This window comes from Streptomyces solitudinis (assembly GCF_036323765.1).
Taxonomy (GTDB): Bacteria; Actinomycetota; Actinomycetes; order Streptomycetales; family Streptomycetaceae; genus Streptomyces.
In genome coordinates this window covers 868,068-891,313 of record NZ_JAZDCW010000001.1, presented here as the reverse complement: position 1 = coordinate 891,313, position 23,246 = coordinate 868,068, and the positions used below count along the sequence as shown (strand labels likewise).

Sequence of the window (23,246 nt, the reverse complement as noted above, 5' to 3'; positions counted from 1 at the left end):
GTCTCCGACTCTACCAGAACCTTTTCCCGTCTTTCACATTCACGTTCCTGCGGTAAACCGGCAGGAGGGAATCCGAAGAGTGGAACAGAATGGATTCATCAAAGGTGTGCCCGCGCCGTTGGCGTCGAGCAGGGAGTCGACAGTACAGGGGTGCGAGCGGCGAGGCAAATCGGTGCTCCGCCGCCTCCTGGCGTGCCATGCCGCGTGCCGGGACCGGGCCCCGCACGCTCGTGCGGAAACCGCAGTTCACATGACTTAGGCTCGGGACGGTACGCCGTCCGGCACGTAGCGGCGGCAACTGAACGATCCCCGCCCCTGGGAGGCTTCCCATGACCACCGTGACGTCACCGATGACCGGACGCGTCATCGGACTCGCGGCTGTGCCCGATCCGGTGTTCTCCGGCGCGATGGTCGGTCCCGGTACCGCCATCGACCCCGTGCGTGAGCCTTCCGAGGCGGTGGCACCCGTGGACGGCGTCATCGTCTCGCTCCACCCGCACGCCTTCGTCGTCGTCGACTCCGAGGGACACGGCGTCCTCACCCACCTCGGCATCGACACCGTCCAGCTGGGCGGGGAGGGCTTCGAGCTGCTCGCGGCGAAGGGCGACACCGTCAAGCGCGGCGACGCCGTGGTGCGGTGGGACCCGGCCGCCGTGGAGCGGGCGGGGAAGTCGCCCGTCAGTCCGGTCGTGGCCCTGGAGGCGACGGCCGAGGCGCTGTCCTCCGTGGCGCAGGACGTCGAGCTGAGCGCGGGCGACACCCTCTTCGCCTGGAACTGAGACCACCGCGGCCCCGGTGACCGAGCGGTCGCCGGGGCTTTCGTACGAGACGTACCGCGGTGGTGCGTCCGCCGCAGGAACCGGAGACGGTGAGATGGACACGAAGCTTCAAGGTGTCGGGGTCAGCCACGGCGTAGCCATCGGCGAGGTACGGCACATGGGTACCGCCGTCCTGGAGCCCCCGGCGAAGCAGATCGACGCCGGGGAGGCGCCCCGGGAGCAGCAGCGGGCCCGCCAGGCGGTGGAGGCGGTCGCGGCCGACCTCAACGCCCGCGGCAACCTGGCCGGCGGCGAGGCCCAGGCCGTGCTGGAGGCACAGGCCCTGATGGCGCAGGACCCGGAGCTGCTGGCGGACGTGGAGCGGCGCGTCACGGCGGGCAGTACCGCCGAGCGCGCGGTGTACGACGCGTTCGCCGCGTACCGGGCGCTGCTGGCGGGGGCCGGTGAGTACCTGGCCGGGCGGGTCGCGGACCTGGACGACGTGCGGAACCGCATCGTCGCGCGGCTGCTGGGCGTGCCGATGCCGGGCGTCCCGGACAGCGACCAGCCGTACGTGCTGATCGCCCGTGACCTGGCTCCGGCCGACACGGCGCTGCTCGACCCGGCCCTGGTGCTGGGTTTCGTGACGGAGGAGGGCGGACCCACCAGCCACAGCGCGATCCTGGCGCGGGCGCTCGGCGTACCCGCGGTGGTGGCGCTGCCGGGCGCGGGCGAGCTGCCCGAGGGCACGGTGGTCGCGGTGGACGGGAGCACCGGTGCCGTCGTGGTCAGCCCCGACGAGGCCGAGCGCACCGAGCTGGCCGCCGCGGCGGCGGCCAGCCGGGCGGCGCTGGAGGCGGCGACGGGGCCGGGCGCGACGTCGGACGGCCACAAGGTGCCGCTGCTGGCCAACGTCGGGGGCCCCGCCGACGTGCCGGCGGCCCTGGAGGCCGGTGCCGAGGGCGTGGGGCTGTTCCGGACCGAGTTCCTGTTCCTGGACGACAGCACGCAGGCGCCGTCGGAGGCGAAGCAGGTCGAGGCGTACCGGCAGGTTCTGGAGGCCTTCCCGGAGGGCCGGGTGGTCGTGCGGGTGCTCGACGCCGGAGCGGACAAGCCGCTGGACTTCCTGACGCCGTCCGACGAGCCGAACCCGGCACTGGGCGTGCGGGGGCTGCGGACGCTGCTGGACCACCCGGAGGTGCTGCGGACGCAGCTCAGGGCGCTGGGCACGGCCGCCGAGGGGCTTTCGGTGTACCTGGAGGTCATGGCGCCGATGGTGGCGGACCGGGCGGACGCGAAGGCGTTCGCCGACGCCTGCCGGGAGGCGGGGCTGGACGCGAAGTTCGGCGCCATGGTGGAGGTGCCGTCGGCGGCCCTGCGGGCGCGGTCGGTGCTCCAGGAGGTGTCGTTCCTGTCGCTGGGGACGAACGACCTGGCGCAGTACACCTTCGCGGCGGACCGGCAGGTCGGAGCGGTGTCCCGGTTGCAGGACCCGTGGCAGCCGGCGCTGCTGGACCTGGTGGCCCTGTCGGCGGAGGCCGCCAAGGCCGAGGGCAAGAGCTGCGGGGTGTGCGGGGAGGCGGCCTCCGATCCGCTGCTGGCGTGCGTGCTGACGGGGCTCGGTGTGACGAGCCTGTCGATGGGCTCGTCGGCGATCCCGTACGTACGGGCGACCCTGGCGAAGCACACGCTGGCCCAGTGCGAGCGGGCGGCCGCCGCGGCGCGGGCCGCCGACAGCGCCGAGGAGGCGCGACGGGCCGCGCAGGCGGTGCTGTCCGGGGTGTGAGGCGGGTTGCCGCGTCCGACGTCGCCGGCCGTCCCGGGCTTCCGGGGCGGCCGTCGACGTTCTCCGGGGTGGGTGTCAGGGGGCCGGGAGGTGCAGCCCCGGGCGGTAGTCGACTCCTGGTTCGGGGGGCACGGGTTCGCCGGTGAGCGGATCCGTGCAGTAGGCGGTGAAGACCTCCGCCTCGGTGAGCGGGTGGAGCCAGCCGTCGTGCAGCCGCCAGGCGCGCACGGTGTCCCGGCCCCCGCGCGTGGTCCGCAGGACGACACCGCCGGGCAGGCCCGTGGTGAGGGCGGCGGCCAGGACGGTGGTGAACAGGTGCCCGGCCGTCCGCGGGTACCGCGGGCCGCTCAGGGGCCCGGTGCCCTGTTCGGCGTGGACGGCCGCGGCCAGGGGCGGCCCGGCGCGTCCGGTGGGTGTCACGCTGCACACGAGGTGGTGGCGGCCGTGCCCGGCCGCGGCGAGGAGGCGGGCGAGGGCGGTGCGGGCACGGTCGTGGGCGTCCTCGTGGTGCTGGTGCATGGTTCCCCCCTGGCTGCGGTGAATGACGGGTTCGTCACTGAAAGTAGCCAGGGGGTGTGACAGCCGGGTGGTCAGCGCGGGGAGGACGCGCGCCGGCGCGCGAGGGCCTCGTACTCCCTGAGCAGGCCGACGTCGTCGACGGAGCCGGGGTTGACGGCCTTCTCCAGCGGGGTGCCCTGGAGGAGACGCTTCACGGGGACCTCCAGCCGCTTGCCGGTGAGGGTGTGCGGGACACCGGGGATCTCGATGATCTCGTCGGGGACGTGCCGGGGCGAGAGCTGGTCGCGGATGACGTGCTTGACGCGGTCCCGCAGGGCGTCGTCCAGGGTGGCGCCCTCGGCGAGGTGGACGAAGAGCGGCATCCAGTAGCCGCCGTCGGGTTCCTCGACGCCGATGACGAGGGATTCCCGGATCTCCGGCAGGCGTTCGACCGCCTCGTAGATGTCGGCCGAACCCATGCGGACGCCCTGCCGGTTGAGAGTGGAGTCGGAGCGGCCGTGGATGATGACGGAGCCGCGGGAGGTGAGGGTGATCCAGTCCCCGTGGCGCCAGGCGCCGGGGAACATGTCGAAGTAGCTGTCGCGGTAGCGGGAGCCGTCGGCGTCGTTCCAGAAGCGCACCGGCATGGACGGCATGGGGTTGGTGACGATCAGTTCGCCCACCTCGTCGGTGAGGGGCTCGCCGTTCGGGTCCCACGCCTGGAGGTCGGTGCCCAGACAGGGGGCCTGGAGTTCGCCGATGTGCACGGGCAGCGTCGGCACGGCTCCGGCGAAGCAGCTGCACACGTCGGTGCCGCCGCTGACGGAGGCGATCCACAGGCCGGCGCCGGCTTCCTCGTGCAGCCAGCGGAAGCCGTCGGGGGGCAGGGGCGAGCCGGTGGTGGCCACGCAGCGCAGAGCCGACAGGTCGCGGTCGCGGCCCGGGTGGACGCCGGCCTTGCGGCAGGCCATGACGTAGGCGGCGGAGGTGCCGTAGAAGGTGGCGCCGGTGCGTTCGGCGATGCGCCACTGGGCGTCGGTGCCCCGGTGGCCGGGGCTGCCGTCGTAGGTGATGACGGTGGTGCCGGTCAGCAGGCCGGAGACGAGGAAGTTCCACATCATCCAGCCGGTGGAGGTGTACCAGAAGAACCGGTCGCCGGGGCCGAGGTCGCAGTGGAGGCCGAGCTGTTTGAGGTGTTCGACGAGGATGCCGCCCTGGGACTGGACGATGGCCTTGGGCAGGCCGGTCGTGCCCGAGGAGTACAGGACCCACAGCGGGTGGTCGAAGGGCACCTGCTCGTAGACGGGTGCGGTGTCGGCGGAGGTGACCGCGGCCCACTCCAGCGCGCCGTCGGGGGCGGGGGCACCCAGCAGCGGGACGTGCACCACGGCGCGCAGGGTGGGCAGCTCGCGGCGCAGTTCCGCGACGGTGCCGGTGCGGTCGTGCTCCTTGCCTCCGTAGCGGTAGCCGTCCACGGCGAAGAGCACGACGGGTTCGACCTGCTGGAAGCGGTCGAGGACGCTGCGGGCGCCGAAGTCGGGGGCGCAGGACGTCCACACCGCGCCGACGGCCGCGGTGGCGAGCAGTGCGACGACGGCCTCGGGCACGTTGGGCAGGTAGCCGCTGACCCGGTCGCCGGGGCGGACGCCGAGGTCGCGGAGCCGGGCGCTGAGGGAGCCGACCTGGCGGCGCAGCTCGGCCCAGCTGACCTCGCGCGGGGCCGCCTCCGCCGGGCCCGCGGCGTCCTGGTGGTTCTCCGTGACGTGGACGAGGGCGGGTTCGTGGGCGCGGGCGGGGTCGTCCGCGGTGCGCAGGGCGTGCTCGGCGTAGTTCAGCGTGGCGCCGGGGAACCAGGTGGCGCCGGGCATGGCGCGGTCGGCGAGCACCGTCTCGTACGGGCGGGTGAACCGCACGCCGAACCACTGGGTGACGGCCGTCCAGAAGGCGTCGAGGTCCGCCACGGACCAGTCGTGCAGCGCCGCGTAGCTCCCGGCCGGGTCTTCCGGGGCCGGGGCGGGCGCGCCGTGCCGTTCGGCGGCCCAGGCGTGGAAGCGGGTGAGCCGGGCGGAGGCGACGCGGTCGGGGCCCGGCTGCCACAGGGGGCCGGGCTGCTCGGTGGCGGGCGTGGCGGTCATGGGCTGCTCCGTACGGGACGCGGGGTGTGCGTGCGGTCCGCGCACGGGCGGGGTGTGCGCGTGACGCGGCGGCTGTGCAGGACGATGCCACGTGATCGTTCGCCGCACCAGGGGTGCCGCCCCACATCGGGGGCGGCGGGTATGTGGCGCAACGGTGGGGGTGCGGGCGGTGAACGGGAGTTGAACAGCACCCGGGTCCGGGGGCGGCTGGTGGCACTCTGAGCAGCATGGACGCTGGGGGCGCCGGTGGCGCTGGGGGCCTGGGGCGGTCGCTGCGGCGGCTTCGTGCCGTGCGCGGGCTGCGCGGGCCGGGGACGAGTCGCGCGCGGGCCGTCCTCCCGTCGCGGCAGGCGGGCGGGGAGGGGCTGCGGGCTCGGGTGCCGGGTCCGGTGCTGGGCGCCGAGCCGGGACCGGGCGGTGGTCTGGTGCGGTGCGCGCGGTCGGTGCTGCGGGTGGAGGTGACGAGCGGCGGCTCGGTGTTCCTGGGGTGGGACGGTGCCGGTCCCGGGCCCTCGGCGGCGCTGGTGGCGGGGTGTCCGGCGGTGGACGGGCGGGCGACGCTGGAACCGGACACGGACGGCGGCTGGCGGGTGGTGGCCCAGCGGGTGCTGGTGACGGTGTCCCGTGACGGCACGGTGGTGGTGCGCACGCCCGGCGGGGTGCTCCTGCGCCGGGATCTGCCGCCGCGCTGGTGGGAGAGCGAGCCCGGCGCCGGGGGCGCGTGGGTGCAGCGTGCGGAGGTCGCGGCGGACGCGCGGTTCCTGGCGGTGGACGGGGCGCCGCTGCCGGACGGGACGTACGCGGTGCCGGGGAGTGCGTCGCCCGGGGTGCGGGCGTCCGGTTCCGGTGTGGTGGTTCCGGTGCAGCTCGTCGTCGCGGAGGCGGGGACGCACCTGGTGTTCCACGACGGTGGGGGCGGCGGGCGGGTGTCGCTGCGGGCGGGGGCGTGGGGCGGCGGCTCGGGGCACGACCGGGCGGGGCGCTGCGAGCTGCGGATGGCGGGCGGTCCGCTGCGGTACTGGGTGCTGCCCGGGCCGCGGGAGCGGGCGTTGCGGGAGTGGGCCACGCTGACCGGGGCACCGGTGGACCCGGACGCGGGCGGCCCCGGCGGGCCGGGGCGCTGAGGCCGGGGCGCACGGGCGGACGGGGGGCCGGGACACGGCGTCGCGGACGGTGCGGCGGTGGACGGCGGGCGGCGTGTCCCCCGGACGGGTGGTTGTGGCGGGACGTGCCCCGCGGGCGCGGCGCGGCGCGGGTAGAGGTGGGGCCGTGCGACGTGTGACGGGTGCGCTGCTGGGTGCGGCGCTGCTGGTGGCCGTGGGGCCGACGGCGTGGGGCGGGCGGGAGCCGCGGGCCCCGGCGGACTTCGTCGCGCTGCGGGACGTGGCGCCGCAGGTGCTGGAGGACATCCGCTACGCGGGGCCGCACAACTTCACGGGGGTCCGCGTCGACGGCTACGCGGCGCCGCTGTGCCTGCTGGCACGTGACACGGCGCTGGCGCTGCGGGCGGCTCAGCGGGCGGCCGCACGGCGCGGCTACGGCCTGAAGGTGTACGACTGCTACCGGCCGCAGCGGGCAGTGGACCACTTCGCCGCGTGGGCCGGGGACGCGGGCGACGCGCGGATGAAGGCGGAGTTCTATCCGCGCGTGGCCAAGGAGCGGCTGTTCGCCGAGGGCTACATCGCGCGGCGCTCCGGCCACAGCAGCGGCGGGACCGTGGACGTGACGCTGGTGCGGATGCCCGCGCGGGCGGCGCGGCCGTACGTGCCCGGGCAGCCGCTGGTCCCGTGCTTCGCTCCCCGGCCGCTGCGGTTCCCCGACAACTCGGTGGACATGGGCACCGGCTACGACTGCTTCGACCGCACGGCCCGCACCCGTTCGCCGGAGGTCACCGGAGGGCCGCGGGCGCACCGGCTGCTGCTCGTGCGCCTCATGGCGGACGCGGGTTTCACGAACCTGCCGCAGGAGTGGTGGCACTTCACCCACCGGGACGAGCCCCACCCCGGCCGCTCCTTCGACTTCCCCGTCAGCCGCGGCTCGCTCGGCGGCGGGGACCGGCCGCGCCGCCGCCCGCAGGACGGCACCGCGGCCGGACGCGCCGCGCGGCACGGGCACACCGGCCGGGGCCACGTCGGTCATCCTGATCCCCCACCGCCCGCAGCGGCCTCTTCGGGCGGGGCACGAGCGAGGAGCCGTCATGGACTACGCCTCCGGCGACATTCTCGTCGGTGAGATCATCGGCACGGCGATCCTGGTCCTCTTCGGGGTCGGGGTGTGCGCGGCGGTCACGCTGCACCACTCCAAGGCGCGGGCGAGCGGCTGGATCGTGATCGCCTTCGGCTGGGGCTTCGGTGTGCTGGCCGGTGCCTACACGGCGGGGCCGCTCTCGGGCGGTCACATCAATCCGGCGGTCACGGTCGGCATCGCCGTGGAGAGCGGGGAGTGGGCGAAGGTGCCGCTCTACGTCACGGGCCAGCTGGTGGGCGCGGTGACCGGCGCCGTGCTGGCCTGGCTGGCCTACTACGCGCAGTTCCGCGCCAACGCCGACCCGCGGAACGCCCAGCCGACGCTGGGGGCCTTCGCGACGATCCCGGAGATCCGGCATCCCGCGGCCAACCTGGTCACCGAGATCATCGCCACGGTCGCCCTGGTGCTGCCGGTGCTGGCGTTCGGCCTGACGGAGGGCCTCGGCACCTCGGGCACCCAGACCCTCATCGTGGCCCTCCTGGTCGTCGGCATCGGGCTGGCGCTCGGCGGACCGACCGGCTACGCGATCAACCCGGCCCGTGACCTCGGGCCGCGCCTGGTGCACCACCTGCTGCCCCTTCCGCACAAGGGCGGCTCGGACTGGGGCTACGCCTGGGTGCCGGTAGCCGGTCCGCTGCTGGGCGGCGCCATCGCGGCGGGCCTCTTCAACCTGGCGTTCTGACGGGCCCCCGGTCGGCCCGGCGCTCGGGGCCGGGTCAGCGGCCGACGGGCTGGCGGCGGGCGGCGGCCGTGCGCAGGGCGTGCTCGACGAGTGCGACCAGCACGTCGCGCGCCGACTCGCGGCGCCGGGCGTCGCACAGGAGCAGCGGCACGTCCTCGTCCAGGTCGAGTGCGGCCCGCACCGTCTCGACCGGGTGGACGCGGGCGCCGTCGAAGCAGTTGACGGCGACGGCGAAGGGCAGGCCGCGCCGCTCCACGTAGTCGATGGCGGCGAAGCTGTCCTCAAGGCGCCGGGTGTCGGCGAGGACGACGGCGCCGAGGGCACCGCTGGCCAGTTCGTCCCACAGGAACCAGAAGCGGTCCTGGCCCGGGGTGCCGAAGAGGTACAGGACCATCGTGTCGCTGAGGGTGATGCGTCCGAAGTCCATGGCGACGGTGGTGGTGTCCTTGGCCTCCACGCCGTCGAGCCGGTCGAAGGGACGGCTCGCCTCCGTGATCGCCTCCTCCGTGCGCAGCGGTCTGATCTCGCTCACGGCGCCGGTGAAGGTCGTCTTGCCGGCGCCGAAGCCGCCGGCCACCAGGACCTTCAGCGTGACCGGATCGGCGGCGCGGCGCGCGGCGCGCTCAGAGCGCCCGAAGGCCATCGATTACCCCTCGCAGGATGGACTCGTCCGGCAGTTCGGCCGGCGGGACGGGTCGGGTGACGCGGACGAGGTCGGCGGTGACGAGGTCGCCGACCAGGACCCGCACCACGCCGACCGGGAGGTCGAGGTCGGCCGCGAGTTCCGCGACCGACTGGGACGCCTGGTGGCAGCGTCGCAGGATGTCCAGGTGCTCGGGCGCCAGGCCCAGGTCCGCGGCGTCCTCGGGACCGCCGACCGCCCGGTCCCCGCCGGCGCTCCCCCCGGTGACCGGGGAAGGGGCGTCGGCGGTGACCAGGGCGATGAGGTCGAGCTGGATGCCGGCCCCGCTGCGGGTGCGGCCGCGCGTCATCGCGTAGGGCCGCACCACCGGACCGGCCGCGTCGTCGAACCAGGCGTCCGTCATGCCCCGCCCCTTCACCCTCCGCCGGGCAGGTCGGTGCGGGTCGCGGTGCCCAGGTGCGCGCCGACCCGCTTGACGAGCAGGGTCATCTCGTAGGCGACCTGGCCGACGTCGGATTCCGCGTCGGCCAGCACCGCGAGGCAGCTGCCGTCGCCCGCGGCGGTGACGAACAGGAAGGCCTCCTCCAGCTCGATGACCGTCTGCCGCACACCGCCCACCGCGAAGTGCCGGCCGACGCCCCGGGCGAGGCTGTGGAAACCGGAGGCGACGGCGGCGAGGTGCTCGCCGTCCTCGCGGGAGAGGTCCGCGGACACGCCTCTGGGCAGGCCGTCACCGGACAGGACGAGGGCCTTGCGGATGCTGCCGACGCGTCCGACCAGCTCGTCGAGGAGCCAGTTCAGTTCACCGGCTTCGTGGGCGGCGTTGTGGCTGGTGGCATGCGATGCGGTCATCGACCGTCCCCCTCGGGTGTGGTTCCGTCGTTCTGTTCCCGGCCGCGCCGCCAGCCGCGCTGGAGGGCGGCCATGCGGTCGCGGACGGCTTCCGCGTCCCGCTCGTCCGGCGGCTTCGCCGGTCCGCCCGGGACCGCGGACGGGCCCGGAGCGTCCGCCCCGCCGCCGGAGGGCGGGTCGTCCTCCTTGAGCTGCGGGGCGAGACTGGCCTGGCGCCTGCGGCGCGGCAGGCCGCCGATGGTGGCGGGCGGCTGCGGTTCGCCGGCCGGGCGCGGTCCGCGCGGGCCGGGCCCGGCCTGGGCGGTGCGCGGGCCGTCTTCCCGCTGCTCGCCCGGGTCCGCCTGGTCCGGCCGGTCCTCTTCGCGCCGGTCCCCGTGCCCGGCCGGGCGGGCGTGGTCCCCGACGGGGCGCCCGTGGTCGGAGACGAGGACGGGGCGGCCGGTGGCGCCGGGGCGGCGTTGGGGCAGCGGGGTCGCACCGCCGTGCTGCGGAGCGTTCTCGGCGCGCTTCACCGGCGGGTGACCGGTGCCGTCGCGGTGCGGTCCAAGGGCACCGTCCGCGTTCCCGTGCCGCTGGTGCAGCGAACGCAGGAGGTGACCGATGCCCTCGGGCGCGGAGGTGTCGGCGCCGCCGGGGGCGTCGTCGAAGTCGTCGAGGGGGCCGTCCAGTTCGACGGGCCCGCCCCTGCTCCGTCCGCTCGCGCCGCCCCGCTGGCCACGGCCGTCCGTGCCCAGCGCCGCCGCCAGGTCGCGCCGGGACCCGGGCGGGACGCGGGCCAGGGCCGGCGGGCCTTCGGCCTCACCGGAGCGGGCACCCTCCAGCGTGGCGGCGCCGTTGTCCGCCTCGTTGAGCACCGAGCCGGGGACCAGTACGACGGCGGTGGTTCCGCCGTAGGGGGAGGGCTGGAGGGACACGCGCACGCCCTGGCGCTGGGCGAGCCGGGAGACGACGAACAGTCCGAGCCGGTCGGTGTCGGACAGCTCGAACTCCGGGGTCTCGGCGAGCCGCAGGTTGGCTTCGAGGAGCGTCTCGGGCGTCATGCCGAGGCCCCGGTCGTGGATCTCCAGGGTGAACCCGTTGGCGACGCGCTCGCCGCGCACCTGGACGGCGGTGTGCGGCGGGGAGAAGGAGGTGGCGTTCTCCAGCAGTTCGGCGATGAGGTGGGTGAGGTCGCCGACGGCCGGGCCGTCCACGGTGAGCGGGGCCAGGCGGCGGATCTCGACGCGTTCGTAGTCCTCGACCTCGGCGACGGCCGCGCGGACGACGTCCATGAGGCTGACGGGCCTGCGCCACTGCCGCGTGGGGGCGGCGCCCGAGAGGATGACCAGGCCCTCGGCGTGGCGCCGCATCCGGGTGGTGAGGTGGTCGAGCCGGAAGAGGTCGGCGAGTTCGTCGGCGTCCTCGGTGCGGCGTTCCATGGTGTCCAGCAGGGCGAGCTGGCGGTGGGTGAGCACCTGGCTGCGCCGGGCGAGGTTCACGAACACCTCGGAGACGCCGCGCCGCATGTCGGCCTGTTTCACCGCGGCCTCGACCGCGGCGCGCTGGAGGGTGTTCAGCGCCTGGCCGACCTGCCCGATCTCGTCGGGTCCGTAACTCAGGCGCGGCGCCTCGGTCTCCACGTCGACGTGCGAACCCGCGGCCAGCCGGCGCATGACGCTGGGCAGCCGCACCCCGGAGACCTCGTGCGCCTCCTTGCGGAGCGCGCCCAGGTCCCGGACGAGTCCGCGGCCGATGCGGACGGAGACGACGACGGACAGCAGGACGGCGCAGAAGCCGCCGACGCCCGCCAGTCCGGCCCGCCACAGGACGGAGGTGGCGACCGGCTCGATGCGCTCGGCGTAACGCTCGGCCGCCTCGTGGTCCAGGCGGTCCAGGTCGTCCAGCACGGTCGTGGCAGCGGCGTCCCAGCGCTCGGCGTTGACGGCCCGCAGGGCGCCGGCGGCGCCCGCTTCGGTGGCGGCGTCCTCCAGGGAGGCCAGCGTCTGCCCGCCGGCCCCGGCCCAGTAGTTCTCGAAGGCGCGGCGGTCGCGTTCGGGCAGCGCGGGAAGGGTGGTGCTGTAGATGACCCGGCGCTCGGCGACGCGGTCGGAGAAGTCCCGCAGTTCCTCGGGGGTGATGCGGCCGGCGGCGAAGGCCGAGGCGAGCAGGGCGTCCTCCCGGGCGAGGATCTCCCGGGCACGCAGGAGGCCCACCAGCGCCCTGCCCTCCCTGTCGAGGGTGGCGTCGCGCAGCGCGTGCAGCGACGCCAGCAGGTCGTAGCAGGGGTCGATGACGGCGCTGTAGGCGGCGGACGCGCTGCGGCGGTTGGCGGTGTTGTTCTCCACCTGCTCGCGCGCGGTGCCCAGCATGTCCAGCTCCAGCAGGAGGCGGTCCAGCCGGTCGCGGGAGTTCGCCGGGAGCCCGGCACGGGACTCCCGTGCCTTCCCGCGCATCCGGGCCACGGCCCGGTCGGTCTCGGTGCGGGCTGCGGCGAGCTCGGTGAGCGCGTCGGACCGGCGCGGATCGCCGAGGTGGACGAGGACCTGGCGGCGCTCGGCCTGGAGGGTCTGGACCATGTCCTCGGCCGGGTGGCCGACTTCGGCCACGAAGCGGGCCGCGTCCAGCAGTTCCTTGGCCTCGCGGCCGGTGAGGTAGGTGGCGAAGCCCCAGATGGAGGTGAGGGTCACCAGGGGCACGAGCAGCAGCGCCACGATCTTCCGGCGGATGGACTTCCCGCGAAAGCGCATGGCCTCCCCTACGTCACAACGCCGCCGGGCGGTGGCGTCGGGTCTTGTCGCGTGCGTCAGCGTCGTGGGCGTGCGTCGGACGTCGGACGGTTCTTCCCACCGGTTCTTTCCACGGAGTTCGGACGGTCGCCGCCCCCCGGATGCGGGGGCGGGGTGCAGCAAACGGCGCGAGCCTACTACTGGGTCCCGGCCGTTCCACAGACATGTCCGAGCCATGGAACGCGCGGACCGCGTCATCTCGTCCTGAAGTGTCGGGTGATGACCGGACGAAATCCCGCCTCCTGTGGTACAGCACACGTGCGTCGGGCAGGCGTCCGCGGTGAGACGAGGAGGGGTACCCATGTACGACGACAGGCCCAGACTGCCCGATCCGGTGCGGGCGGCGGCGGTCCGCGCGGTGATCGTGGCCGCGGTGACGCTGGTACTGGCGATGATCGCCGTGCTGTGCTCGCTGGCGGAGGTGTGGCTCGCCTTCCCCGCCGTGCTGTGTGCCCTGGCAGGCGCGGTGGTGGCGACCTGGGCGGTGCTGGACGTGTGGATCACCCGCCAGGTGTGGCGGCAGCGCAACGGCGTGCTGTCCGAACCCAGCAGCGTGGCGCGCGACCGGCTGGTCCGCCGGCGGGCGGAACCGCAGGGCTGAACGCGGGCCGGGGGGCCGGGGCCCCGGGGCGCCGTCAGGGGCGGTCCGGGGGGCGGCGGTACATGCGGGTGGCGGTGATCTGGCCGTGGACGGCCTCCTCCGTGTCGCCGGGGGCGGGCCCGGGGAGGCCGGGGCGCAGGTGCTCCTCCACGCTGATGTACTTCAGGCCCGCGCGCAGGTCCGCGTCGTTGCGCAGCCGGATCACCAGGGGGAACTCGGCGAGCGCGGTCGTGTCGAACAGGCCGGTGGTGTAGAGGAGCTGCACACCGAGCGCGTCGGCGACCGCCCGCTGGAGCTCCAGCAGGTAGGTGGCGTTGGCGCGGCCGATGGGGTTGTCCAGGAACAGCGTGCCGGCGTGCCGGTGCTTGTCGCGGCCGCGGTCGTTGCTGCGCAGGGCGGCCATCGTGCAGTAGAGGGCGATGGCCGCGGTCAGGAGCTGGCCGCCGGAGAAGACGTCACCCATCTGCCCGACGGGCACCCGCTCGGCGCGCAGGACGGCGTCCGGCTTGAGGATCTCCACGCTGACCCCGCGCGGCTGGAGGGCCGCGTGCACGCCGCGCAGCAGCAGCGTCATGCCGTCCCGGCGCAGGTCGCTGTTCTTGCGGACGGCGGCGCGGGTCGCCTCGTCGATGACCTCCCCGAGCCGTTCGGTGAGGGTGGCCTGGTCGGGGTCGTCGAAGCGGATGCGCAGGAACTCCTGGCCCGACCACTCCCCCAGCCCCTCGGGCAGCCGGGACAGCCGCTGGGCGGAGCGGAGCGTGGCGAGCGCCGACTCGGTGAGCCCGCGCAGCCGGTCCACGATGCTGTCCCGGTTGCGTTCCAGCTGCCGCAGCTCGTCGGTGAGGACGCGCAGCCGGGGGGCGAACGCCTCCGCCCAGGCCGCGGCGTGCTCGGGCAGGGCGGCGGCGGGCAGCTCCCTGATCTGCTGCCGCGCCGGGGTGCGGACCGGTTCGTAGCGCACGGAGTTGGCGTGCCGCACGAGCACGTCGCCCGCCTCGCGGACGGCCGTCTCGGCGGCGGAGAGGTCGGCGGCGCAGCCGCGCAGGGAGCGGCGGGCCTCGGCGGCGGCCTCGCGGGCCTGTGCCGCGCTGCCGGGGTAGGGATCGGGCCGCTCCTGCCCGTCCTCGGCGTGCGGCGGGTCGCGGAGCAGGTCACGCAGGAGGGCGGCGGTCTCCTCGAAGGCCGCGGCCGCGTCCTCGGCGGCGCGGTGGGCGTGGCGCAGCTCCTCGTGGGCGGTGCGGGCGGACTGGAGCGCGTCGGTGTGCCCGGCCAGTTCGGTGCCGGCGGCCCGCAGCAGGGTCTGGGCCTGCTCGGCGTCACCGGGCACCCGGTCCTCGGGGAGGGCCGCGTGGGCCGCTCCGTCCTGCGGGGCGAGGCGTTCCGCCTCCCCTCGCAGGCGGCCGAGCTGCTCACTGGCCGTCGCCGCGCGGGCCTCCAGCATCTGGACCCGCTCCTCGGCCCGGGCGGCGGCGGCCTGGCGGGAGGGGCCGTCGGCGCCGTCGGCGGTCTGGAGGAGCTGGGCGGCGCGGGTGCGGACCTTGTGGGTGAGCCGGTCCAGTCCGGCGAGCGCCGCGCTCTCGTCGCTCTCGGCCCGGGCCTGCTCGGCGCGCAGGTCGGCGCCGACGCCGACCTTGTCGTAGAGCTGCGAGGCCGAGCGGTACGCCTCCCGCAGCGCGGGGAGGGAGGCGGCGGGCTCGGTGCGGTCCCCCGCTTTGGTGCCGTCGTCCGCGTCCGGCAGTTCTCCGGGGACGCCGGCGATCTCGGCACGCTCGGCGCGCAGCGCACGGGCGGTGCGGTGGGCGTCGTCGGCGGCCCGCTGGGCGGCGCGGCGGTCCTCGTCGGCGGCCCTGGCCGCTTCCACGCGCTCGGCGGCCCGCGTGAGGGCGTCGGCGGCCTCGTCGGACAGCTCGCGCAGCCGGGCCTGCCACGCCGCCCGCTCGCGCAGCCGGAAGGCGAGCCCGGCCAGCGCGTCGGCGGAACGGCGTGCGCGCTGGGCGGTCTCCTGGCGGGCGTCCCGCGCCGCGACGGCCTCGGCGGCGGCCTGCTGGGCCTCGGCGCGGGCGGCGGTGGCCTCGGTGTGCCGGTCCACGGCCTCCGCGGCCGCCTCACCGGCCGAGGCGGCGGCGGCGGTCAGCTCCGCGAGGCGGCCCGGCGGGCACCCGGTGCGCCAGGAGGCCAGCCGGGCGGTCAGGGTGCGGTACTGGGCGAGCCGGGCGGCCAGGGCGCGGATCTCCTCGTCGCGGACGGCGGCCCTCTCGCGCAGGGCGTGGCGCTCCCCGTCGGCGGCCTGCTCGTCGTGCATGGCCGGGTTGGGCGGCACGAGGAAGACGCCGCTGCCCGCGCCGGCCGCGGCGGCGGGGGCGAGCAGCGCGGCGGCGGTGCCGACGGCGACCGCCGAGCGCGGCAGCAGCGCGGCGGCGGCCAGCACCTCGCGTGCCCTGGCGTGGCTGCCGGCGTCGGTGATGACGACCCCGTCCACCAGTTCGGGGCGGGCGGCCAGGACAGCGGCGTGGTCGGCCGGGTCGACCGCCTGGGCGAGGTAGCGCCAGCCGGGCAGGGCCGGGATGCCGTGCTCGCCCAGGTACTCGACGGTGGCCAGGACGTCGGGGCCGGGCGGCAGCAGTCCGCCGTCGCCGAGGGCGGCGAGCATGCGGGTGTCGTCCGCGGCGGCGGTGCGCAGGTCGAACAGCCGCCGTTCGGCGTCGGCGACGCGCTGGTCGAGCATCTCCCGCAGGCTGTCCGCGGCCCGGTCGAGTTCGGCCGCGGTGGGCGGCGTGCCGGTGCCCAGGAGCGCGACCACGCCGGGTTCCGCGCCGAGGGCTTCGGCGGTGGCGCGCTCGGCGGCCAGAGCGGCCTCCGCGGCGCGGGCGGCGTCGGCGGCCCGGGCGGCGGCCAGTTCGGTGCGGGCCAGCTCGGCCGCCGTGTCGCGTTCGCGCTCGGCGGCGCGGCGGGCGGTCTCCCGGGCGGCGTCCCAGGCGGCGGTGGCCTCCCGTTCGGCGTCGCCGGCGGCCAGCGCGGCCCGGACGGGGTCGGTGTCGGCCGACGCCTGTGCGAGCCAGCCGGCCCGTACCGCCTCGGCGGTCTCCCGCTCGACCTCGGCCAGCCGTTCGCGCAGGTGCTCGCTCTCGCTGCGGGCCCGCTGCGCGTCGGTGGCGGCGGCGGTGGCCTCGCGGTGCGCGGCCTCGGCCGCCTCCTGGAGGGCGGCCGAGCGCTCCTCCCCCGTGGCCGCCTGCGCCTCGGCGTCGCCGGCTGCGGCGTGCAGGGCCCGGACGAGGGCGTGCGCGGCCTTGGCGCGGGCGGCGAGCGCCGGGGCGGCGTCCCGTTCGGCCTCCCGGATGGCGGCGGCGGAGCGGGCGGCGCGGTCGGCGGCGGCGCGGTGCCGCAGCACCGTCTCGGCGGCCTGCCATGCGGCGTGCAGCGTGCGGGCGTCGGACAGTTCCCTGCGCTGCGCCCCGGCGGACTTCTCGGCGGCGGCCAGTGCGAGTGAGGCGTGCCGGTAGGCGAGTTCGGCGGCGACGGCCGCCGCGCGGGACCGGGCGCCCTCGGCAGCGGTGACGGCGTCGGCGGCCCGGTCGGTGCGCTCGGCCAGTTCCGCGGCCCTGCCCCGCTCCTCACGGCCGCGCACGGCGAGCCGGGCGGCCAGGGCGCGGGTGCGCTGTTCGGCTCCGGCGTGGACGGCGCGGGCCCGGTCGCGGTCGGCGGCGGCCTCGGCGATGCGGGTGAGGAGGTCGAGCGATCCGGCGGTGAAGTCCCGTTCGGCGGTCAGTTCGGCGCGGCGGCCCAGTTTGTGGGCGAAGCCGTGGACGAGGTCGGCGAGGCCGTCGGTGTCCCGGGTGTCGGTGACGGCGCGCAGCAGGAGGTCGGTGAAGTCGGCGTCGTTCTTGACGGCGAACAGACCGGCGGCCTCGCCCTCGTCGGCGTTCATCTCGCGCTGGTAGCGGAACAGTTCGGGGTCGAGCCCGATGCCGTCGAGGTGTTCCTTCCAGCGGTCGTGGACCTCCTCCCAGACGACGTCCAGGTTGGGGTAGGCCCTGCCGTTCTCGGTCAGGACGTCCCGGAAACCCTTCATGGTGCGGCGGCGGCCCCTGGCCGCGGAGGCGCCCTCGGCGCTCGCCCGCAGCGCGGTGGACTCGGCGACGGGCAGGGAGTCCAGCGTCATGCCCGGGCCGGGGCGGAAGGAGTACCAGGCTTCGGCGAACTTGCGCGGGTCGCTGGCGACCTGCCGACCGCGCCACTCGCTGACCTTGCCGACGACGACGGACTCGCCGGTGAGGGTGTGCTGCCACTCCAGGGCGACGTGCCCGGTGTCGTCGGCGAGGAGGAACTTGCGCAGCACGCCCGAGCTGGCGCCGCCGAGGGTGTTGCGGTGGCCGGGCAGCATGACGGAGAAGATCAGTTTGAGCAGTACCGACTTGCCGCCGCCGTTCTCCAGGAACAGCACCCCGGCCGGGGCGGGGCGGCGGGGCGGCCCGGTGGGCTCGTCCTCGAAGAAGTCCGCCTGGGCGGGGGCGGGGCTGGGCACGGGCTCCCCCACTCCGCGCAGGTCCAGCACGGTGTCGGCGTAGCGCGCACCGGCGGGGCCGATGGAGTACAGACGGATGCGGGACAGCTCGTACATGGCGGAACTCTCGTCGGCGTGCGGGGCGGGAAGGGGGGGGACGGGGTCGGGGCGGGGCGGCGGGGTCAGGAGTGGAAGGGCAGCCCGGCGCCGTCCGCCAGCTCGGCGCCGTCGTCGTCCGCGGGAGGCAGCAGGGTGCCGCTGCCGTCGCTGACGGGGACGATGCCCAGGTCCAGCAGTTCGGCGAGGGCTGCGCTGCCGGCCATGTCGCGGACCTGGAGCTGGTAGCGGGCGGTGGTGCGGAAGGTGCCGCCGCCCTCGTCGCCGGTGCGCTGGAGGAAGCCGGAGTCCACCAGGAAGGCGACGGCCTTGCCGACGATGCCGGTCGTGGAGCCGGCCAGCCGCCGCGCGTCCTTGGTGGCGCCGGTGGCGCTGCGCCGGGCGTAGACCCGCCAGGCCGCCTCCAGGCCCGGCGCGTCGCTGGCGGGGTCGGTGTTCTCGCCCTGCTCGGCGGCGCGTTCCTCCAGCCTCCGGCACGCCTGGCGCACGAAGGCGTCCACGCCGTTGACGGAGACCCGGCCGATGTAGCCGTCGTCCGCGAGGTCCTCGGGGCGCGGGAAGGCGAGGGCGGCGGTGGCGAGGTGGGCGAGGCCGTGCAGGAAGCGGTCGGTGGCGTCGGTGGCGGCCCGCTTGGCGTAGTCGCCCATGCGGACGGCGAAGACGGAGTCCTCCGCGGCGGTCACGGCCATGCCCGCGCGCGGGGAGACCTCCAGGACCACCAGGCCGAGCCCGGTGGCGACGGCGTCGGCGAGCCGCGCGAAGGGCGGCTCCTCACGGTAGCGGCGCAGCAGTCCGGCGTAGTCGGCGTCGCGGGCGGGCGCCAGCTTGGGCTGGAGGCCGAAGGAGACCAGCCGGGCGGCGTCGGCGGCGTCGGCCGGGGTGAGGGCCGCGGCGGGGCGTTCCGCGGCCGGCTGCGGGTCCGGCTCGGTGCCGTAGTCGGACACGGCGGTGGCTCCTCGGTGGTGCGGTTGCGGTGCGTGCGGGGTGCCGGGGGCGGTCACGGTGCCGCCTCGCTGCGGGCGGCCGCCATGGAGGCGGCGTCCAGCAGGGCGGTGCCGACGACGAGGTCGGCGCCGCCGAACTCCGGGTCGTCCAGCTCGGTGCCGTCGTCCACGGCGAACAGTAGCTGCCGCTCGCCCTGCCGGTAGGCGGTGCCCACCGGGGGGCTGGCGGCGTGGACGGCGAGCAGGGCGACGAGGTAGGGCAGTTCCGGATCGCGGCGGCGCGCCTCGGTGAGCAGCCCGGACAGGCGGCGCGGCGCGTCGGGCGGGAGCCGCAGCAGCTCGGTGGCGGCGGCCAGTTGCTCCTCGCTGAAGCGGCTGTCGTCGGGCGTGGCCACGAGGTCGGGCTCGGGCATCTCGGCGCCCAGGTGTTCGCGGGGCGCCGGCGGGGTGAGCAGCAGCTCGGTGAGGTCCCCCAGGCGGACGGCGCCGGGTGTGCGCAGCCCGGTGCCGCGGGCGAAGAACGCGTCGGTGACCCGGCTGGCCCGCTCCACCGGTTCGGGCAGCAGCGGGGCGAGGAGCTGCCCGTACAGGTCGAGCCCGGCGCGGGCGGCGGGCGGGGCGAACGCCTGGCGGTCCTGCTCGGCGCGGAACAGCGGCCCGGCCTCCAGCAGGCGGGACTGGAGCTGGGTGTGGCGGCGGATGCAGTCCTTGACGATGTCGACCAGCTCGGCGGCGCGCAGCTTGTGGTCGGGGTGCTTCTCCTCGCCCGTCTCGTCCCGTGCGCGGCGGATGTTGGTGAGGATGGCGTTCTCGTGCCGGTAGCGGTCGGCGACGTGGTCCAGGGCCTCGGTGATGAGGTCGGGCACGGCGTGCAGCCAGTCCACGGCGCGGACGTTGCGCCGGGTGGCCTCCAGGGTGCGGCGCAGCGTCTCGGCGTACTGCACGGTGCGGTAGCGGGCCTGTTCGGCGGCGAGCTGGGCGTCTGCGAGCCGGCCGCGGCTGACGAGGACCTCCAGCTTGACCTCGGCGGCGATCTGGGCGCTGGTGACGTCGGTGTCCAGCGCGCCGACGAGGACGTTGACCGCCTCGTCCGTGGTGCGCAGGTAGACCCGGCCCCCGGGGCCGGGCACCTCCTCCAGGAGTTTGAAGTCGTAGTCGCGGCGGACGTAGGCGCCGTCGGGCGCGAAGGTGCCGTAGACGGCACGGAAGCCCCGGTCGACGCTGCCGACGTTGATCAGGTTCTCCAGCACCCAGCGGGCCACCCGCTCGTGCTCGGCGGCGGGCCGCCCCGGTGCCTGGGCGGCGACCCGGGGCAGCAGCCGCGTGACGACGTCCTCGTGGTCGGCTCCGGTGTCGAAGTCCATCTGGAGGGTGACGAGGTCGATGGCCGCGAGCGCGACCTCGGCCATGGCGTAGGCGCCGTACTCGCCGGAGAGGTTGGCCTTGCGCGCGTCCAGGTCGTGCAGCGGCGCGGTGCAGGCGAGGGCGCGCAGCCGGCGGGACAGGCCCTCGTCGGCTGCGGGGCCCGGGGCCGGGCGGGCGGTGGCCTGCCCCGTCGCGGGGTGGGCGGATACGGCGGAACTCACGACGGACAGGGTATGCGCCGCCACCGACACCGCCCGCCACGGCCGTCCGCCCGGGCCCCCGCGGCGGCCCGGCGGCCCGGCGGCCGGACCGCGACGCGGCCGGGGCGCCAGGGCCCGCCGGGGGCGGGCAGTTCAGGCGAGGACGGCCCCGCGCGCGTCCAGCACCTGGGCGTAGTGCTCCAGCAGCCGGTCTCCCACGGCCTCCCAGGTGCGGTCGGCGACGGCGGCGCGTCCGGCGGCCGCGAGCAGCGCGCGCCGCCCGGGGTCGTCGCGCAGGGCGCGCACCGCCTCGCGGACGGCGGTCGCGTCGCCGGGCGGCACGAGCAGCCCGGTGCGGCCGTGGTCGATCAGGTCGAGCGGCCCGCCGGCGGCGGGTGCGACGACCGCGACGCCGCTGGCCTGCGCCTCCTGCACGGTCTGGCAGAACGTCTCGAACGGGCCGGTGTGCACGAAGACGTCCAGGCTGGCGTAGAGGCGGGCCAGTTCGTCGCCGGTGCGGCGGCCGAGGAACCGGGCGTGCGGGAGGGCGGCGCGCAGCGCCGGCTCGCTGGGCCCGTCGCCGACCACGACGAGCCGCACCCCCGGGAGCCTGCCGGTTCCGGCCAGGAGCGCCACCTGCTTCTCCGGGGCGAGCCGGCCGACGTAGCCCACCAGCAGTTCGCCCTCGGCGGCCAGGGTGGCGCGCAGCGCGGGGTCGCGGCGGGCGGGGCCGAAGCGGGAGGTGTCCACGCCGCGCGGCCACAGGTGCACCCGGGGCACGCGGTGGTCGCGCAGGTCGGCCGCGGCGGCCGTGGAGGGGGCGAGGGTGCGGTCGGCCGCGCTGTGCACGGCCCGGATGCGGCGCCAGGCGGCGGCCTCCCCGGCGCCGAGGTAGGTGCGGGCGTACCCGGCCAGATCGGTCTGGTAGACGGCGACGGTGGGACGTCCGGCACGGGCGGCGGCGGCCATGCCGCGCACGCCCAGCACGAACGGGCTCGCCAGGTGCACGACGTCGGGCCGGTGGTCGGCCAGCGCGGCCGCGAGCCGCCGGCTCGGCACGGCGACGCGGACCTGCGGGTAGCCGGGCAGCGGCAGGGACGGGATGGCGACGACGGGCACCGGCTGCGCGCCGGGCAGCCGGCTGCCGGGAGGCGGCGCGGGGGCGATGACCTGCGGCTCGTGGCCGCGGGCGGCGAGGTGGCGGGCGGTCTGCCAGGCGCAGTGCGCCACGCCGTTGACGTCGGGCGGGTAGGACTCGGTGATGAGCGTGACTCTCATGCCGTGATACCTCGCCGCCCCGGGCGTGCCCGTGGTCGCGGGCGGGTGGCCGGGAGCCGAACGGCCCGTGAGCGCTTGCCCCGGCGGTGCGTGCGGCGCACCGCCCGGTGCGGACCGCGCGGCCGGGCGGGTGCCTCAGCCGGGCTGGCGGCCCGTGTCCAGGCGCCCGCGCACCGCGCTCTGCACGCCGGCCTCCTCGGCGGGGTCGGCGGCGAGGTTGCGCAGCCGTTCGACGACGCGGTCGTCGCCGGTGGTGGCGGAGCGGGCGGCGATCTCGCGGGTGGTCTCCTCGCAGTCCCACAGGCACTCGATGGCGAAGGACGCGGCGAAGGACGGGTCGGTGGCGGCCAGCGCCCGCGCGGCGCGGCCGCGGAGCTGCGAGGAGGTCGTCTCCCGGTAGAGGTGGCGCAGGACGGGCGCGGCGCAGGCGATGGCCAGCCGCCCGGCGCCGTCGACCAGCGGCCACAGCGCGTCGCTGTCGCACCCCTGGGCGCGCACCGTGCGCCGCAGCGCGGCGAGCACGGCCCCGGCGTCCTCCTGTCCGCCCCGGCAGGCGAGCATGGCCGCCGCCTCGGCGCCCAGCGCGTCGTCGCGGGCGGCCCAGCGGCGGGCCCGCTCCAGGGCGGCGGGGCCGCGCATCCGGCCGAACGCCGCCCGTGCGGCGTCGGCGACGGCGGCCGGGCCGGTGGTGACGGCCTCGTCGATGAGAAGGAGCGCTTCGGGGTCGGCGCGCTCGGCGAGGTGGTGCAGCGCCACGGCGCGGGCGGCGTCCGGGCCGCCGCGGGCGGCGTCCAGCAGCGCGGGACGGTCCTCGGGCCCGGCGACGGCGGCCAGGCACCGGGCGGCGGCCGCCTCGCGCTGCTGGCGGGCCTGTTCGGCGTCGTACGCGGCGGGGTCGTGGCCCGGCGGGGGCTGCGGGGTCTCCTGTGCCCAGGCCAGGACTTCCCGCACGCACCATCCAGGACGCGGTCCGGCCGAGCGCAGCTGCCGCGACCAGCGGTCGAAGGCGTGCTGCTCCTGGGCCCGGGCGAGGCGTTCGCCCTGTTCGGGGCGGCGCCGGTCCTCGCTCCACAGCCGCCACGGGCGTGGTTCGAAGGCGTCGCGCAGGGCGGTCGCCAGCTCGGCTTCGCCCTCGGGGGTGCGGGGGAAGCGGGCGAGCACGGCGGGGCCCAGCCGCCGCAGGGCGGCGTCGTCGTCCCGGACGGCCAGCTCGTCCAGGGCCCACTGCCAGTTGGCGCCCCGTGCGGCGTAGCGGCGCAGCAGCCGCAGGGCGCGCAGGTCGCCGTAGGAGGAGAGGTGGCCGAGCACCGACAGCGCCAGGCCGGTGCGCTCGGGCCGGGTGTCGACCTGGTCCTGCGGGGCGAACAGGTGTGCCTCGACCGCGTCGAGGCCGGCGTTCAGGTCCCGGTGCAGGCGTGCGTAGTAGAGGGAGCGGTGCTCGACCTGCCAGTCGCGGCGCGGGTCGTTCGCCAGGCAGTGGTGCAGTGCGGCGAGGGCCTCGGCACGCGGTGCCGCCAGCGCGTGCAGCGTGCCGTCACCACGGCCGCGCTGCAGCAGCCCGAGCAGCGTGCCGCTGGGCGCTATGTCTGGATCGACGTATTGGCCGAGATTTTCCGCGAACATAGGGGTCAGCATCCGGTGCGGGGTATGGGACTGGCAACGGGATTTCCGCTGCCGGGCTTCTTGCCGGGCGCGGCGGGGTCCATTCCTGTCCCTCCGGGCCGCGGACGACGCGCAGCCTACTGGGAACCCGGCGTTCCGCCAGGGCGGGGCGGTGCCGCAGGCACGTGCCCGCGGCACCACCGTATCGGGTGTTGCGGAATCCCTTACGGGCCGTCGCGGGCTGTGCAAGAGTCGTCACCCCGACTGTTGCC

At 76.4% G+C, this 23,246-nt stretch carries 16 protein-coding genes and 1 pseudogene; 6 read left to right on the top strand and 11 right to left on the bottom strand.

The features are described from left to right. The first annotated feature begins 329 nt into the window (after nucleotides 1–329). Both V1J52_RS03750 and ptsP read left to right on the top strand, forming a co-directional pair. Complete coding sequence (locus tag V1J52_RS03750; protein ID WP_330138070.1) at nucleotides 330–779, top strand: PTS sugar transporter subunit IIA; 450 nt, start codon at nucleotides 330–332, stop codon at nucleotides 777–779. Nucleotides 780–873: 94 nt separating this feature from the next. Beyond that, the gene (gene ptsP, locus V1J52_RS03745) at nucleotides 874–2,544 is read left to right on the top strand and encodes a phosphoenolpyruvate--protein phosphotransferase (RefSeq protein ID WP_330138069.1); all 1,671 of its coding nucleotides are present in this window, start codon (nucleotides 874–876) and stop codon (nucleotides 2,542–2,544) included. 75 nt (nucleotides 2,545–2,619) lie between these two features. Here the strand turns inward: ptsP and V1J52_RS03740 are convergent, their stop codons facing one another. Beyond that, nucleotides 2,620–3,063 (bottom strand): hypothetical protein, encoded by a 444-nt coding sequence (locus V1J52_RS03740; protein ID WP_330138068.1) that lies wholly within the window; start codon nucleotides 3,061–3,063, stop codon nucleotides 2,620–2,622. 71 nt (nucleotides 3,064–3,134) lie between these two features. Then, nucleotides 3,135–5,177: an acetoacetate--CoA ligase gene (locus tag V1J52_RS03735; protein WP_330138067.1), complete on the bottom strand. Its 2,043-nt coding sequence runs from the start codon at nucleotides 5,175–5,177 to the stop codon at nucleotides 3,135–3,137. Nucleotides 5,178–5,404: 227 nt separating this feature from the next. Between V1J52_RS03735 and V1J52_RS03730 the strand changes: the two genes are divergently transcribed. The 3 genes and pseudogenes from V1J52_RS03730 to V1J52_RS03720 all read left to right on the top strand — a co-directional run bounded on the left by V1J52_RS03730 (nucleotide 5,405) and on the right by V1J52_RS03720 (nucleotide 8,106). Continuing rightward, the gene (locus V1J52_RS03730; RefSeq protein ID WP_330138066.1) at nucleotides 5,405–6,301 is read left to right on the top strand and encodes a hypothetical protein; all 897 of its coding nucleotides are present in this window, start codon (nucleotides 5,405–5,407) and stop codon (nucleotides 6,299–6,301) included. A gap of 145 nt (nucleotides 6,302–6,446) precedes the next feature. Continuing rightward, nucleotides 6,447–7,226, top strand: a pseudogene (locus V1J52_RS03725) (M15 family metallopeptidase); the annotation flags it as partial. A gap of 148 nt (nucleotides 7,227–7,374) precedes the next feature. Beyond that, entirely contained in the window at nucleotides 7,375–8,106 is a 732-nt protein-coding gene (locus tag V1J52_RS03720) for an MIP/aquaporin family protein (protein ID WP_330138065.1), read from the top strand. A gap of 34 nt (nucleotides 8,107–8,140) precedes the next feature. Here V1J52_RS03720 and V1J52_RS03715 read toward each other — a convergent pair whose 3' ends face one another. From V1J52_RS03715 to V1J52_RS03700, 4 genes are read right to left on the bottom strand one after another with little or no spacing between them, the layout of a single operon-like run. Further along, the gene (locus V1J52_RS03715; protein ID WP_330138064.1) at nucleotides 8,141–8,749 is read right to left on the bottom strand and encodes a GTP-binding protein; all 609 of its coding nucleotides are present in this window, start codon (nucleotides 8,747–8,749) and stop codon (nucleotides 8,141–8,143) included. After that, nucleotides 8,730–9,152, bottom strand: coding sequence for a DUF742 domain-containing protein (locus V1J52_RS03710; RefSeq protein WP_330138063.1), 423 nt, complete (start codon nucleotides 9,150–9,152; stop codon nucleotides 8,730–8,732). The genes V1J52_RS03715 and V1J52_RS03710 overlap by 20 nt, the downstream gene beginning before the upstream one ends. An 11-nt stretch (nucleotides 9,153–9,163) precedes the next feature. Continuing rightward, nucleotides 9,164–9,601 (bottom strand): roadblock/LC7 domain-containing protein, encoded by a 438-nt coding sequence (locus tag V1J52_RS03705; protein ID WP_330138062.1) that lies wholly within the window; start codon nucleotides 9,599–9,601, stop codon nucleotides 9,164–9,166. Further along, nucleotides 9,598–12,327, bottom strand: coding sequence for a nitrate- and nitrite sensing domain-containing protein (locus tag V1J52_RS03700; RefSeq protein ID WP_330138061.1), 2,730 nt, complete (start codon nucleotides 12,325–12,327; stop codon nucleotides 9,598–9,600). The genes V1J52_RS03705 and V1J52_RS03700 overlap by 4 nt, the downstream gene beginning before the upstream one ends. A gap of 340 nt (nucleotides 12,328–12,667) precedes the next feature. Between V1J52_RS03700 and V1J52_RS03695 the strand changes: the two genes are divergently transcribed. Continuing rightward, the gene (locus V1J52_RS03695; RefSeq protein WP_330138060.1) at nucleotides 12,668–12,967 is read left to right on the top strand and encodes a hypothetical protein; all 300 of its coding nucleotides are present in this window, start codon (nucleotides 12,668–12,670) and stop codon (nucleotides 12,965–12,967) included. A gap of 34 nt (nucleotides 12,968–13,001) precedes the next feature. Here the strand turns inward: V1J52_RS03695 and V1J52_RS03690 are convergent, their stop codons facing one another. The 5 genes from V1J52_RS03690 to V1J52_RS03670 form a co-directional block, all read right to left on the bottom strand. Then, nucleotides 13,002–17,585, bottom strand: a complete 4,584-nt coding sequence (locus tag V1J52_RS03690) for a hypothetical protein (RefSeq protein WP_330138059.1) — start codon at nucleotides 17,583–17,585, stop codon at nucleotides 13,002–13,004. A gap of 65 nt (nucleotides 17,586–17,650) precedes the next feature. Further along, nucleotides 17,651–18,529 carry a hypothetical protein gene (locus V1J52_RS03685; RefSeq protein WP_330138058.1) on the bottom strand — a complete coding sequence of 293 codons (879 nt, stop codon included), beginning with the start codon at nucleotides 18,527–18,529 and terminating at the stop codon, nucleotides 17,651–17,653. A gap of 53 nt (nucleotides 18,530–18,582) precedes the next feature. Further along, nucleotides 18,583–20,115, bottom strand: coding sequence for a hypothetical protein (locus V1J52_RS03680; RefSeq protein ID WP_330138057.1), 1,533 nt, complete (start codon nucleotides 20,113–20,115; stop codon nucleotides 18,583–18,585). Between the two features lie 132 nt (nucleotides 20,116–20,247). Then, nucleotides 20,248–21,372, bottom strand: coding sequence for a glycosyltransferase family 4 protein (locus V1J52_RS03675; RefSeq protein WP_330138056.1), 1,125 nt, complete (start codon nucleotides 21,370–21,372; stop codon nucleotides 20,248–20,250). 135 nt (nucleotides 21,373–21,507) lie between these two features. After that, nucleotides 21,508–23,007 carry a HEAT repeat domain-containing protein gene (locus V1J52_RS03670; protein WP_330138055.1) on the bottom strand — a complete coding sequence of 500 codons (1,500 nt, stop codon included), beginning with the start codon at nucleotides 23,005–23,007 and terminating at the stop codon, nucleotides 21,508–21,510. Nucleotides 23,008–23,246: the final 239 nt, after the last annotated feature.

Coding starts and splice junctions, on each gene's coding strand:
- V1J52_RS03750 (WP_330138070.1), top strand. CDS start 330: ATGACCACCGTGACGTCACCGATGACCGGACGCGTCATCGGACTCGCG.
- ptsP (WP_330138069.1), top strand. CDS start 874: ATGGACACGAAGCTTCAAGGTGTCGGGGTCAGCCACGGCGTAGCCATC.
- V1J52_RS03740 (WP_330138068.1), bottom strand. CDS start 3,063: ATGCACCAGCACCACGAGGACGCCCACGACCGTGCCCGCACCGCCCTC.
- V1J52_RS03735 (WP_330138067.1), bottom strand. CDS start 5,177: ATGACCGCCACGCCCGCCACCGAGCAGCCCGGCCCCCTGTGGCAGCCG.
- V1J52_RS03730 (WP_330138066.1), top strand. CDS start 5,405: ATGGACGCTGGGGGCGCCGGTGGCGCTGGGGGCCTGGGGCGGTCGCTG.
- V1J52_RS03720 (WP_330138065.1), top strand. CDS start 7,375: ATGGACTACGCCTCCGGCGACATTCTCGTCGGTGAGATCATCGGCACG.
- V1J52_RS03715 (WP_330138064.1), bottom strand. CDS start 8,749: ATGGCCTTCGGGCGCTCTGAGCGCGCCGCGCGCCGCGCCGCCGATCCG.
- V1J52_RS03710 (WP_330138063.1), bottom strand. CDS start 9,152: ATGACGGACGCCTGGTTCGACGACGCGGCCGGTCCGGTGGTGCGGCCC.
- V1J52_RS03705 (WP_330138062.1), bottom strand. CDS start 9,601: ATGACCGCATCGCATGCCACCAGCCACAACGCCGCCCACGAAGCCGGT.
- V1J52_RS03700 (WP_330138061.1), bottom strand. CDS start 12,327: ATGCGCTTTCGCGGGAAGTCCATCCGCCGGAAGATCGTGGCGCTGCTG.
- V1J52_RS03695 (WP_330138060.1), top strand. CDS start 12,668: ATGTACGACGACAGGCCCAGACTGCCCGATCCGGTGCGGGCGGCGGCG.
- V1J52_RS03690 (WP_330138059.1), bottom strand. CDS start 17,585: ATGTACGAGCTGTCCCGCATCCGTCTGTACTCCATCGGCCCCGCCGGT.
- V1J52_RS03675 (WP_330138056.1), bottom strand. CDS start 21,372: ATGAGAGTCACGCTCATCACCGAGTCCTACCCGCCCGACGTCAACGGC.
- V1J52_RS03670 (WP_330138055.1), bottom strand. CDS start 23,007: ATGCTGACCCCTATGTTCGCGGAAAATCTCGGCCAATACGTCGATCCA.